Here is a 13,493-nt window from a genome sequence, read left to right as displayed (position 1 = left end):
TTTCCACGGTGAACCGGCTCGAGTAGCGGGTTCGCTCGCTCCGTCGATGCTTGAGCACGTACACTGTCGGTTCGGGGCCGTTCGACCCGAAAACTGGACGGAAGAACGGAAGCGTCACGCGGAGCCCGAGTCGATCCGTGCCCACCATATGTCATCGGTATCTGTGTATGGTTGGTATGGATATTGTGGACAAGCTATTAATATCTGTTTCACCTGGAGTGACGTATGACGGCAGGACCGCCGATCGACGAACTCCACTTCGATGACGCACCGAACGTCGACTCCGTCCCGGGGCCGAACACCCGAGAGCTGCTCGAGAGACAGCGCGAGATCGACAGCAGCGCGGTCGCGTACCCCGACGACATCCCGATCGCCTTCGAGGAAGGGAAGGGTGCGACGGTCCGCGACGCCGACGGCAACACCTACATCGACCTCTTCGCGGGGATCGGCGTCCTGAACGTCGGCCACGCGAACCCGTACGTGCTCGAGGCCGTCCACGAGCAGGCGGACAAGTTCGTCCACACGGTCGACTTCCCGACGGAGGCCCGACTCGAGCTGATCGAGAAGTTAGACGAGATCGCGCCGTCGGGGCTGCAGGGCAACCAGAAGGTCGTCTTCGGCGGCCCGACGGGCAGCGACGCCATCGAGGCCTCGATCAAACTCGCCAAGTACAACACCGGCGGCGACGGCCTCATCGCGTTCCGCGGCGCCTACCACGGCGCGACGACGGGGGCGATGAGCGTCACGTCGAACAAGAAGTTCAAGGGCCACTACACCCCCCTCCTGTCGGACGTCGTCCACGCGCCGTACCCCTACCCCTTCCGGCAGGGGAAGACCCCCGAAGAGGCGGTCGATCACGCCTTAGAGGAGGTGCAGGCGATCGTCGAGGACCCCTACGGCGGCCTGGCCAATCCGGCCGGCATGATCGTCGAACCGATCCAGGGCGAGGGCGGCATCGTCACGCCGCCGGAGGGCTTCCTCCGGGGGCTGCGCGACATCGCGGACGACAACGACATCACGCTCGTCTTCGACGAGATCCAGAGCGGACTGGGCCGCACCGGCCAGTGGTGGGCCAGCGACTGGGAGGGCGTCACCCCCGACGTGATGACCTCCGCGAAGGCGCTCGGCGGCGTCGGCTTCCCCCTCTCGGCGACGATGTACCACGAGGATCTCGACACGTGGGGCGCGGGCGACCACGCCGGCACCTACCGGGGCCACGTCGTCGGCATGCGCGCCGGCACCCGCGCCATCGAGTACATCCAGGACCGCGACCTGCTCGCCCACGCTCGCGACCTCGGCGAGTACATCCAGGGACGGCTCCGGGAAGCGGCCGACGAGACCGACCGACTCGCCGAGGTCCGCGGCAAGGGACTGTTCATCGGCGCCGAGTTCGTCGACGCGGACGGCCGGCCCGACGGCGACCTCGTCGACGCGATCCAGCAGTACTGTTTCGAGCACGGCGTCCTCGTCTGGACGGCCGGCCGGACGGGCAACGTCCTGCGGTTCCTCCCGCCGCTCGTGCTCACCCGCGACCTCGCGGAGACCGCGCTGGACGTCGTCGTCGAAGCGATCGAGCACGCGACCGCGGAAGCGAAACGGGCCGCCTGAGCCGAATCCGATCCACCTCCACTCGAGTCACCATGGCAGACACCGACCCCATCGAGACCGACGGCGCACCGAGCACCGACAACCCCTACTCGCAGGGCGTGCTGGCCGGCGACACGTGCTACGTCTCCGGCTACGGGCCCGTCGACCCCGAGACGGGCGAGCCCGTCGAAGGCGACATCCGGGATCAGACGGACCGCGTCCTCGAGAACATCGCCGCCGTCGTCGACGACGCCGGCGGTGACGGCCTCGAGGACGTCGTCAAGGTGACCGTCTATCTGACCGACCTCGAGGACTACGAGCGGGTCAACGAGGCCTACGGCGCGCGGTTCGGCGACGAACCGCCGGCCCGCGTCTGCGTGGAGGTCTCGCGGCTCCCCGAGGACGTCCGCGTCGAGATGGACGCGACGGCGTACGTCGGCTGAGTAGCGTTCCGATTCCCCACCCGGTTCCCGCCGTGGCGATCGGTTTTCAATTGATACTGCGTAACCGATAAACGATCGTTGACTACGGTTAAGTATCTCCCGCGCCTAGTACCGGCAAGAATGTCCTACGACGTGCGAACCAGGCTGTCCGACCTCCGGCGGGCGTTCCACCGTCATCCGGAACCCGGCTGGCGGGAGTTCAAGACGACTGCCCGGATCGTCGACGAACTCGAGCGACTCGGCGTCGACGAGATCGCCGTCGGGCGGGAGGCGCTGGCGACCGACGACCGCATGGCCGTGCCCGACGACGAGGAACTCGAGCCCTGGATCGAGCGGGCGCGCGAGGCGGGGGTTCGCGAGGACGTCCTCGAGCGAACCGCGGGCGGTCACACGGGCGTCGTCGCGGTCGTCGAGTGCGGCGAGGGACCGAACGTGGGACTGCGCGTCGATCTCGACGCGATCTCGATGACGGAGTCGACGGCCGACGACCACCGACCGGTCGCGGAAGGATTTCGCTCGGAACACGACGGCTACATGCACGCCTGCGGCCACGACGCCCACATCGCGATGGCCCTCGGGACGATCGAGGCCGTTCGGGACAGCGGTGAGTTCTCGGGAACGCTGACGGTGTTCTTCCAGCCCGCCGAGGAGATCTCCGGCGGCGGGAAGGCGATGGCCGAGGGCGGCTACCTCGACGACGTCGACTACCTGCTGGCGGTCCACGTCGGCCTCGACCACCCCACCGGCGAGATCGTCGCCGGCGTGGAGAAGCCGCTGGCGATGGCCCACCTGACGGCGACCTTCGAGGGCGCGAGCGCTCACGCGGGGAAGGCACCCAACGAGGGGGGCAACGCGATGCAGGCGGCCGCGACCGCGATCCAGAACGCCTACGCGATCCCCAGGCACAGCGACGGGATGACTCGAGTCAACGTCGGCCACATCGAGGGCGGTACCGCGAGCAACGTCATCGCCGAGGAGATCACGATGGAAGCCGAAGTCCGCGGCGAGACCACGGGCCTGATGGAGTACATGCGCACGGAGCTCGAGCGGGTCTGCTACGCCGCGGCGGAGATGCACGACTGCGACGTCACGCCGCGGGTCATCAGCGAGTCGCCGCGAGCCGACAGCCATCCCGCGCTCCGAGACCTCGTCGGGGGAGTCGCTCGCGAGGTCGACGGCGTCGAGCGCGTCGTGCCGTCGACGGAGTTCGGCGTCAGCGAGGACGTCACGTACCTCATGGACCGCGTGCAGGACGACGGCGGCCTCGCGTCGTACGTGCTCGTCGGCACGGATCACCCGACGAACCACCACACGCCGACGTTCGACGTCGACGAGGAGAGCCTCGAGATCGGCGTCTCGGTGCTGGCCGAGACCGCGATCGAACTCTCCCGACGGCCGGTCTGAGGTAGATCGAGCTACCGAACCGATTCGCGACGTCGCGGACGGACTGGACGGCTTCTGCGAGACCAGTCACTGGTCCTCGGTCGCCGACGCGCGTCGGTACGTCCGGGTATCGAGCGCGCCGTCCAGTTCGATCTCGAACCGGTCGCCGTCGATCTCGAACCGAACCAACACGCCGTCCTCGAGCGCCTCGCTCTCGCAGTCCCACGCGGTCGATCCGTACTCCAGTTCGGGCGTCCGGTAGTCGATGCCGTGGTCGTGCAGGAACGCGACGGTCGGCGCCCGCGTCAGCGCGTAGTAGAACGCGGGAATCCGGAACGAGACGCCGCACTGTCGACAGCGCATCTCGGCCATCACTAGCGTCGAGGCATCCAACCCGAACGTTTCCAGCCGGCTCCCCGGCTCCGGACTGTGGGTCGTGATCGTCGCCTCACCGAAGCGTCCCGCACAGTGGGGACACACGTCCCAGGAGACGGACTCGAGATACCACAGCGCCCGACGGTTGGCCCACGCGAACAGTTCGTCGGGGTCGCGGTTTCGGGGCGAACCGAACGAGAGCATCATGTCGAACAGGACGCCGTGCTCCGGACACGACGCGGTGATGACGCCGTTATCGACCGCGGCCTCGAGTCGCTTCCCGCCGGCCGGACACGTCCACTCGAGCGGTCCCGAGACCGACTCGTGACCGCCCGAGAAGGTCCGGGCGTAGATCTCGTCCACGACGCGCGACCCGGCGGTGGTCAACCAGTACCGTCCCTCCTCCCTCCGGACGAACCGATCGCGGAGTTCGTTGACGTGATAGTTGAACCGTCCGCCGTCCTCGACGTCCACCGCCGACCGGAGATCGCTGTAACTCATGCCCCGATGGTCCCAATTCGGCCGGCGCGTCTCCGCGAGCGCCAGCAGTATTCGAACCCGTAACGGGTTGGCCAGCGCGGAGAGGCTCTCCGCGACCGCCTCCGGATCCACGTCTCCGTCCATACGCTCCCATCGCGAGCGACCGACATCGACCTGTCGTTCGGTAGCCATCTTCGTCGGGAACGTCGGTGTTCGTATCAAATCCGGGACTGAAATATCCTTCTCGAAGATCGCTTACCGAAATGTATTTCTCCGAACACCTATTGGGCGACCGGCGGTACACTGTCCCGTAACGCATGACTGGAGAAGCGGAACGCGACGACGGCGCGTCTGCTCCGACCGAGCGGGAAGGCGCGAACGAAGGAGCCGGAACGGACGTCGGATTCGAAGGTCCGACCGCGGTTTCGGTCGACGAGCGGATCGACCTCACGATCACGGACGTTCCCGTCGAAACCGTCGATATCCGGGTCTCGCTGACGGACCGGAGCGGCCGCGATTGGGCAGCGAGCGCGACCTACGACACGCCGGCGGGGACACTCGACCTCGAGTCCGCGACGTCTGCGGACGGCGAGATAACGGGTGGCGTGATCGAACTCGTCCAGCGAGCGACGCCGGCCGAGGGGTCGGACCCGTACGAACCCGAACGCGACGGCGACGAACTGACCGTCCGCGTCGAACGCGACGGAGAACCGCTCGGTTCGACGACGATCGAACGCGAGTTCGGCGGCCCGGGAGTCGAGTCCGAACCGGTGGACGGCGAGTCGTTCGTCGGCCGGCTCTACGAGCCGCCGGGGAAGGAACCGGCGCCGGCGGTGATCGTACTCCACGGATCGAGCGGGGAACCCGCCGACGGGATCGCGCAGTTGCTGGCGTCGCACGGGTTCGCCGCGCTCGCGTTGCAGTACTTCGACTGGCAGGGTCGACGCGAGAACCTCCCGACGGAACTCGTGGCGGTGCCACTCGAGTCCGTCGAGAACGCCGTCGAGTCGGTGCGCGAACGGGACGGCGTTCGCGGCCCCGACGTGGGGCTGTTCGGGACGTCGAAGGGCGGCGAACTCGCGCTCCTCGTCGGGAGCCGACTCGAGTCGGTCGGGCCCGTCGTCTCGGTCAACGGGAGCGGCGTCGTCTGGGCGGGCATCTCACGGCGGGAGTTCCCGCCGGGCCCGTCGTGGACGGCGGACGACGAGCCGGTTTCGTCCGTCCCCTACACGGACGATCACTCGGTCTGGGACGTGCGGCCGCCGATGGAGATGGAGCCCGGCTACTCGCAGTCGCTCGAAGACGCCGACGAGGGGACGATCGCCGAGGCGACGATCCCCGTCGAGTCGATCGCGGGTCCGGTGCTCCTCGTCTCGGGCGGTTCGGACCGTATGTGGGACTCCGTGCGGCTCCACGATATCGCGGTCGACCGACTCGAGCGTCACGACTGCGACTACGAGCACCTGGTGTATCCGGACGCGGGGCACGCGATCACCGTCCCGTATCTGCCGACGGCCGACCGCGAGCGAACGGCGCAGTTCGTCACGGGCGGCTCGGCGGACGGCTACGCCGAAGCGGACCGCGACCACTGGCCGCGCGTCCTCGAGACGTTCGAGACGCTCCGGACGTGAGCCGTCGGCTCCACCCTGCCAAACGCAGTTCGTTCCGGCGCAGACCCGACCCGAGGGACGAAGCTGTCCGGTGATAATCACGTTCTCCGCAACAGAAACGTTAATTCACGGGCCGACTGTGTGTCCTGTATGAGCCAGGACGACGTGCCGGAGTCCCTACGGACGGCGGCCGACTCGGATCGACCGCGCGGCATTCTCACCCCCTCCGATCGCGACTTCCTGCTCGGTCGGAAGACCGACTACACGGATCACTCGAAGAAACAGAAGCGCAACCGTATCCGGCGGCGGGTGCGTAACGCGATTCTCGATTTCAGCATCCTCTTCGAGTACATGGAGGAACGCGACCGCGAGACCGTCTTCGATCCCGACGACGAGGATCGGGACGCCTACACGCAGGGAATCACCGACATGCTCGCCTTCCTCCACCTCGGGACGATGGGGTATCACACCCCGTTCAAGGACATGCTCTCGGAGGGCGTCGGCAAGGCCGAACAGCGCCTCGCGGGCTCGAACTACCGGATGGTCAACGTCGAGTTCAACGTCGAACCGGTCGGCCAGATCGACGTCGACGAGGTCATCGAGAAGCTCGAAAACGAGGAGTTCGCCCAACTGACCGACGAGGAGCTCCGGGCGTTCGTCCGCCTGCTGACGATGTCCGACGGGTTCTCTCCCGAGGCGACCCGCGAGGACATCAAGGACCGAGTCGACGAGTTCGCCGACCGCGTCAGCGAGAGCGCCGAGGTACGCGACCGGAAACTCGACGAACTGACGAACTGACGTGGCGAAATCGCCGTCGAACGTCGACTGATACCCGCACGTCTTCGAGCCGGCCATCGGTCGGCACCCACGCGTCTGCGCGTTCTCGCCAGCCGCTCGGACGAACTCGAGTCCGCGTCGATCGACGACCGGCACCGTTCTCGCCGGCGAACACCGTCCTCGCCGAGCGCGTCTCGGCGAGGGACGCGACTCGAGACCGCGGCGACCGTTGCTACCCTCGCCGCTCGAACGGGCACACAGTTCGCCCCAAACCCGTCAGATAGTTATGGTATGTGTTTTTCACGGAGTGTATCTAAATGAACGTACGCCTCCTCCCGGTTTCCGCGTTCAAATGCCTAAAATCGATTCGAGATCGGTCGGGCCACTCGAGCGAACGTCCAATAAACGCAATTCGTAGATATTACTGCGGAGTGAGAAACACTTATTGTGTACGCTGTCGATTGACTCGGTATGCCATCACGCAGCATGGCGGCTGGCAGGTGGAGGCACGGTCAATCAGCACGCTGCTGTCCGGGTACGGGGGTGAGACGATGAGCGACGCCGAGAAGGGAGCGGTCGACACGTTCCTCGAGGAGATCGATCCGATCGTCTTCGCGTTCGGGGCGCTGTTGACCGTCGGCGTGATCGCAGCGTTCTTCATCAGTCCCAGTACGGTCGAGAGCGGCATTTCCTCGCTGAACGATTCGATGCTCGGTGCGTTCAACTGGGCGCTGCTGCTGATCGTCTTCCTGATCGTCGTGTTCCTGTTGTTCCTGATCGTCGGCCCGTGGGGATCGATCAGGTTAGGCGACGAGTCGCCGGAGTACAGCTTCCTGTCGTTCTTCGCGATGCTGTACTCGGCGGGGTTCGCGGCGGGCGTCGTGTTCTGGGGGCCGACCGAAGCGCTGTTCTACTACGATAGCCCCTCGCCGCTGTTCGGCGGCGTCGAGGGCGGTTCGGCCGAAGCGATGACCGTCGCCGTCCAGCAGACGCTGTTCCACTGGGCGCTCCCGCAGCTCGCGGTGTTCACGATCATGGGGATCGCGATCGGCTACTTCGCGTACAACTACGAGAACGTCCCGCTTCGGGTGTCTTCGGCGCTGACGCCGATCCTCGGTGCGGAGAACCTCGACGGACCGACCGCGAAGGTCGTCGACATCCTCGCGGTGTTCGCGACGATCGGCGGCGTGGCGACCTCGCTGGGCTTCATCGGGAGCCAGTTCGTCACCGGGCTGGACTACCAGTGGGGTATCAGCATGGGGAACATCGGGATCCTCGCCGTGGTGACCTTCATGACGCTGCTGTTTACGACCTCGATGGTACTCGGGGTGGACAAGGGGATCCGGCGACTCTCGAACTTCAACATGATCCTCTTCGTCGTCCTCATGTTTGGGACGTTCATCGTCGGGCCGACGCTGTTCCTGATCCTGCTCGGTACGCAGGCGTTCGGCGGGATGATCAGCGACTTCGTTTCGATGAGCCTCTTCACCGGGGCCGGACCGATGGGTGCGGGAGACCCGGCGGCCACGGAGTGGATGAACGCCTGGACCGTCTTCTACTGGGCGTGGGCGCTCTCGTGGTCGCCGTTCGCGGGCCTGTTCATCGCCCGCATCTCCAAAGGTCGAACCGTCCGCGAAGTCGCCTTCACTGGAATCGTCGCGACCTCCGGGGCCACGATTCCGTGGTTCACGTTCGTCGGCGGCACCGCCGTCTGGGCCCAGCATAACGGCGTCGCGGACTTCAGTGCGGTGATCGCCGGCGAGGCCGGTGCGGAGGTCTCCGGCTTCATCCTCTTCGAGGCGTTGCAGTTCACGCTGAACGTCGGCGGTTCCTCGATGACGATTCCCGTCGGAACCGCGTTGATGTACATGTTCTTGGTCCTCGTGACGACGTTCTTCGTCACGTCCGCGGACTCCTCGACGCTGGCCGTCTCGATGATGACGACCGGCGGGAAGGCCAGACCCTCGAACATCAACCGGATCTTCTGGGGCGTCGTCCTCGGGATGACCGCGGCGATCCTGATGATCCTCGGCGGGACCGGCAGCGCGAACACGCTCCAACAGGCGGCAATCATCACCGGAACGCCCTTCGCCTTCGTCTGCTTCCTCGCGATGTGCTCGCTGATCAAGGACTTCGGATCGAACTACGGTCGAGTCCTCCTGCAGGACGAAACCGTCCTCATCGGCTCGAGCAGGAAGCCGGAAACGGAATCGCCGTCCGGTCCCGGCGGCGCCGTCGAAACGGACGACGACTGAATCGCCTGCGGCCCTCCGCCGCGCCGGCCGACCCGCGTCGGCCGTCATGCTGCCCGTTTTCGTCGGCGTCCGCTCGCGTTCCGCGCCGCGCTCTTCGACAACCGATAACAAGTTTTAATGTACGAGGTATACATAAACTGTGTATGGATAGGGACACGGCGGAACCCGACGCGGACGCGCTTCCGGGTCCGAACGCGCAGCAATGGGTCGACTTCCATCAGGAGCACTCCGCGCCCAGCGAGTACTCCCACGACTTCGTCTGGGACGTGACGCGGGCGGCCGACGGCCCGTTCGTCACCGACGTCGACGGCAACGTCCTCCTCGACTTCACCTGCCACATCGGTGCAGCGCCGCTGGGGTACAACAACCCGAAAGTCCTCGAGAAGGTCCGCGAGTTCGACCTCGTCGAACCGATGAAGATCGCGGGCCAGGACATGTACTTCGGCTCCGGCCCGAACCCCGACGAGGCCGACGTCCCCGGCTCGAGTCACCTCATGGAGAAACTGACCGCGGTATCGAGTCAGTACGGGATGGACACGGTCTTCCTCTCGAACTCCGGCGCCGAGGCGATGGAGAACTCGATGAAGATCACCCACGACTATCGAGCCCCCGCGAAGTACGGCGTCGCCTTCGCGGGCAGCTTCCACGGCCGCACGCTCGGCACGCTCTCGCTGACGAAGTCAAAGGAGGTCTACACGCGCCACTACCCCGAGATCAGCGGGATCGAGACGGTCCCGTTCTGCGCCGATCGAGGCTGTGACGCCGACAGCTGCGACTGCGGCTTCTTCGCCGGCGGGAGTTCGCAGCTCCGAAACATGCTCTCGCCGGAGGGCGGCCACGTCAACCCCGACGAGATCGCCTTCCTCGCGCTCGAGCCGATTCAGGGCGTCGGCGGCTACCGCTTTCCCAGCCAGGAGTTCATGCAGGAAGTGGCCGACGTCACCGACGAGTACGACATCCCGCTGGTCGTCGACGAGATCCAGTCCGGCGTCGGCCGCACCGGCGAGATCTGGGCCTCGGATCACTACCCGATCGAACCCGACGTCATCGCCAGCGCGAAGGCGCTGCGCGTCGGCGCGACGATCTCCCGCTCGGAGGTCTTCCCCAGCGAGAAGAACCGGCTGGGGTCGACCTTCGGCGGCGGCGATCTGCTCGGCTCGATGATGGGCGCGTTCACCCTCGAGGCCATCCGGGAACACGACCTGCTGGACAACGCGACCCAGCGCGGCGAGCAGGCCAAAGAACTCCTGCGCGACGACGCGCCCGACTCCGTCGTGGACGTCCGCGGCAAGGGCCTGATGCTCGCCGTCGAGTTCGATACCCCCGAACGGCGGTCCGCCGTCGTCGAAGCCGCCCTCGAGCGCGGCCTGCTGACGTTGGGCTGTGGCGAGAAGACGATCCGGTTGCTGCCGCCGCTGGACTCGAGCGAGCGCGAGATCGAACTGGGGATCGGCATCTTCCTCGAAGCGATCGAGGCCGTCAGCCCGAGCGCGAAAGTCGCGTAAGGACGACCGTCGATTTCCGCGATCGATTTCCGTTTCTCCGCGCGGCTCGAGCGCGTCGCCGACCGTCGCGAATCGGTTCGGTAAACGGATACTGTTTCACTATCGTTTTACAACTCGAGTATTGACTGCGGTGGCGCGCGCTGTATCGGGGCGAGCGACCGTCGAGCCCCGATCCGATCCTGCGCGAGGGATGAGTGAGCGACCGGTGGGAGCGAACGAATCGGCTGGGGTGGGTGTGGAAATCCCCAGGTGCCAGTACGAGCAGCGGACTCGTTTTCGTCATCCCTCGATTCGAAACAGCGACATCACCATCGACTCACGAATCGTGGCAACGAGGAACGCCACGCCCTCCCCAGCCGATTCGCTCGGTCGCTCCCGCTCCCTCACTCATCCCTCGCGGTAGTCGAACCGCGACTCCGTCGCGGTTCAGCGCGCCAACAGTAATCGGACGGCCCGTTGAGAGAGAACCGTTACTCGAGCGAGCGCTCGAGGACCGACACCCCCTCGAGCGCGTCTAACGACTCCAGAACTCCCTCGAGATGCCCCCGTCCACTGCCCTCGAGGCCGATCGTCATCGGAACCCGATTCGGCTCGTCGACCGACGTCCGGCGGGCGCGCTCGAGGACGTCCAGTTCGGCGCCTTCGGATTCCACGGTCTCGGCCACCTCGCCGACGGTCGTCGGCCACCCCTCGACGGCGAGCCTCGCGTCCGCGTAGCGCTCGAGTTCGTGCAGGCCCGTTCGCGTCAGTTCCGCGTGCTCGGTGAGGTTCACGTTGCCGCCCGAAACGACGACGCCGACGTGCTCGCCCTCGAGGTCGCGAGCCGCCTCGTCCGAAAGCGCGGCCGCCAGCGGCGCCGCACCGGCGCTCTCGGCGACCGTCTTCGCGCGCTCGGCCAGCAGCGCCACGGCGGCGGCGATCTCGCGATCGCTCACGCTGACCACGTCGTCGACGACCTCGCGGGCGATCTCGAAGGTCGTCTCGAGCATCCGCGTGTCCGCGATCCCCTCCGCGACGGTGTCGACGGCCTCGAGTTGGCGGATCTCGCCGGCCTCGAGGGACGGCTTCGCGTGGGCCGCACCTTCGGGCTGGACCCCGATGACTCGAATATCCGGATCGTGGGCCTTCAGCACCGTCCCGATCCCCGCGATCAGCCCGCCGCCGCCGATCGCGACCAGCACGGTGTCGAGGTCGGGGTATTGCTCGAGTAACTCCAGACCGATCGTTCCCTGACCGGCGACGATCGCCGCGTCGTCGAAGGGGTGGACGAACGTCTCGCCGGTCTCGTCGGCGCGCTCTACGGCGTACTCGTAGGATCGCTCGTAGATGTCGCCCTCGACGACGACCTCGGCGCCGTAGCCGCGGGTGGCCTCGATCTTCGCGGCAGGCGTCACCTCGGGGACGACGATGGTCGTCTCGATACCGAGCAACTGGCCGGCCAGCGCCACGCCCTGCGCGTGGTTGCCCGCGCTCGAGGCGATGACCCCCGCCTCGCGTTCGGCGTCCGAGAGCTGGGCCATCGTGTTGTACGCCCCGCGGATCTTGAACGAGCCCGTCCGCTGGACGTTCTCGAGTTTGAGCCCGACCGAGGCCGCGCCGCTCAGGTCGGCGAACGTCCGCGAGGTGTCGAGGGGCGTCCGGTGGACGACGTCGTCGATGCGCTCCCGGGCCGTCTCGACGTCCGCGCGGGTGACGAGCGGCCCGCTCGTCGATCGGTTCCCGCTCATTCGCCGCCCTCCCCGGCGTCCGCGACCGGGTCCGTCGCCGCCTCCGTCCGTGCGACCGGATGCCGGCGCTCGAGTTCCCGGATCGAGCCGACGAGGACGTCGACGCCGTGCTCGAGGCTGCGCTCGTCGACGTCGAACGTCGGCGTGTGGTGGCTCGTGGGGTGGTCGGTGCCGACGATCATGTACGTCGCCAGGCCGCCGTCTTTCTGGACGCGCTCCATCAGGAAGGTGGCGTCCTCGCTCGCGCCGAAGTCGGCCGCCGGGACGACGCGGTCGATTCCCCTGACCTCGCCCGCCACCTCGCTGACCAGCGACTGCAGTTCGGGGTCGCTGTCGGCGCGGGGCGACTCGCTGACGACGTCGAACTCGGCCCGACAGCCGTGCATCTCGGCCGCGTTCCGCACCGTCCGCTCGAGGCGATCCCGCGTGTACTCCATCAACGCGGTCGTCTCGCCCCTCGCTTCGGCCTCCATGTGAGCGCGCTCGGCGATGACGTTGCTCGCGGTCCCCGCCTCGGCCTTGCCGATGTTCACCCGGGTCATCCCGTCGCTGTGGCGGGGGATGCCGTAGGCGTTCTCGATCGCCGCCCCCATCGCGTGCATCGCGTTGTCGCCCTCGTTGGGCGCCTTCCCCGCGTGGGCGGAGGTGCCCTCGATCGTCAGATCGACGTGGCACATCGCGAGCGGCTTCTCGATCCCTGCAATCACCTCTCCCGTGGGATGGTCGAGGCCCACGTGGACGGCGAGCAGGTAGTCCAGCCCGTCCGCGAACTCGCTTCTCGCCATCGGACACCCGCCGCCGCCGGTCTCCTCGGCGGGCTGGAAGAAGACCACGAAGCGACCCGAGAAGTCGCTCTCTTTGATCGCCTGGAGGACGGCCAGTCCCCAGGTCATGTGGGCGTCGTGGCCGCAGGCGTGCATCGTCCCGTCGATCTCCGAGCGAAAGCCCTCGCTCGCGGGGTCGTGGTCCGCGTCGGTCGACTCCTCGATGAACAGCCCGTCGATGTCGACGCGCAGCCCGATCGCGGGCCCCTCGCCGCGGTCGATCACCGCTACCGCACCGGTGTTACCGCCGCTCATGCGCTCCAGCAGGGCCTCGTCGGCGCCGCGCTCGCGGGCGCGTTCGATCCACGGCTCGAGGTCGTCGTCAGGCACGGCCATGCGGTCGGCGGGGTCGTAGGCGTCCGGCCCGACGGCGAGTTCGTCGACGCCGATGGCCCGGATCTCCTCGACGAGGCGGGCCGTGGTGTAGAACTCGCGCCACGCGGGTTCGGGGTGGCGGTGCAGGCTCCGTCGGAGGCTGACGAGTCGGTCCCGGATCGGCACGTTCATGCGAGTCGCTGACGCGGCCC

The 13,493-nt window shown here is 67.1% G+C and carries 10 protein-coding genes; 7 read left to right on the top strand and 3 right to left on the bottom strand.

The annotated features are described in order from the left end of the window. The first annotated feature begins 225 nt into the window (after window positions 1-225). From WD430_RS11765 to WD430_RS11755, 3 genes are all read left to right on the top strand, one after another. Window positions 226-1,608, top strand: a complete 1,383-nt coding sequence (locus WD430_RS11765; RefSeq protein ID WP_339102638.1) for an aspartate aminotransferase family protein — start codon at window positions 226-228, stop codon at window positions 1,606-1,608. A gap of 32 nt (window positions 1,609-1,640) precedes the next feature. Next, complete coding sequence (locus WD430_RS11760; RefSeq protein ID WP_339102637.1) at window positions 1,641-2,030, top strand: Rid family detoxifying hydrolase; 390 nt, start codon at window positions 1,641-1,643, stop codon at window positions 2,028-2,030. A 120-nt stretch (window positions 2,031-2,150) separates the two neighbouring features. Next, window positions 2,151-3,434, top strand: coding sequence for an amidohydrolase (locus WD430_RS11755; protein ID WP_339102636.1), 1,284 nt, complete (start codon window positions 2,151-2,153; stop codon window positions 3,432-3,434). A 66-nt stretch (window positions 3,435-3,500) separates the two neighbouring features. Here WD430_RS11755 and WD430_RS11750 read toward each other — a convergent pair whose 3' ends face one another. Continuing rightward, a complete protein-coding gene (locus WD430_RS11750; protein WP_339102635.1) occupies window positions 3,501-4,412 on the bottom strand; it encodes a winged helix-turn-helix domain-containing protein in 912 nt (303 codons plus the stop codon). 173 nt (window positions 4,413-4,585) lie between these two features. On the opposite strand from WD430_RS11750, the gene WD430_RS11745 reads away from it, so the two are divergent. From WD430_RS11745 to WD430_RS11730, 4 genes are all read left to right on the top strand, one after another. Next, window positions 4,586-5,899, top strand: a complete 1,314-nt coding sequence (locus WD430_RS11745) for an acyl-CoA thioester hydrolase/BAAT C-terminal domain-containing protein (protein ID WP_339102634.1) — start codon at window positions 4,586-4,588, stop codon at window positions 5,897-5,899. A gap of 129 nt (window positions 5,900-6,028) precedes the next feature. Then, on the top strand, window positions 6,029-6,676 hold the full coding sequence (locus WD430_RS11740; protein WP_339102633.1) for a hypothetical protein: 648 nt from the start codon (window positions 6,029-6,031) through the stop codon (window positions 6,674-6,676). Between the two features lie 530 nt (window positions 6,677-7,206). Continuing rightward, complete coding sequence (locus WD430_RS11735; RefSeq protein ID WP_339105816.1) at window positions 7,207-8,910, top strand: BCCT family transporter; 1,704 nt, start codon at window positions 7,207-7,209, stop codon at window positions 8,908-8,910. A 143-nt stretch (window positions 8,911-9,053) separates the two neighbouring features. Next, window positions 9,054-10,415, top strand: a complete 1,362-nt coding sequence (locus tag WD430_RS11730; protein ID WP_339102632.1) for an aminotransferase class III-fold pyridoxal phosphate-dependent enzyme — start codon at window positions 9,054-9,056, stop codon at window positions 10,413-10,415. 470 nt (window positions 10,416-10,885) lie between these two features. On the opposite strand, the gene ilvA is transcribed toward WD430_RS11730, so the two are convergent. Further along, on the bottom strand, window positions 10,886-12,142 hold the full coding sequence (ilvA, locus tag WD430_RS11725) for a threonine ammonia-lyase (protein WP_339102631.1): 1,257 nt from the start codon (window positions 12,140-12,142) through the stop codon (window positions 10,886-10,888). Beyond that, window positions 12,139-13,473, bottom strand: coding sequence for an amidohydrolase (locus WD430_RS11720; protein WP_339102630.1), 1,335 nt, complete (start codon window positions 13,471-13,473; stop codon window positions 12,139-12,141). Before WD430_RS11720 ends, ilvA begins: the two co-directional genes overlap by 4 nt. Window positions 13,474-13,493 lie beyond the last annotated feature (20 nt).

Origin of the sequence: Haloterrigena sp. KLK7, from assembly GCF_037914945.1 — an archaeon.
GTDB lineage: Archaea > Halobacteriota > Halobacteria > Halobacteriales > Natrialbaceae > Haloterrigena > Haloterrigena salinisoli.
This window is presented reverse-complemented; position numbering and strand designations above follow the sequence as displayed.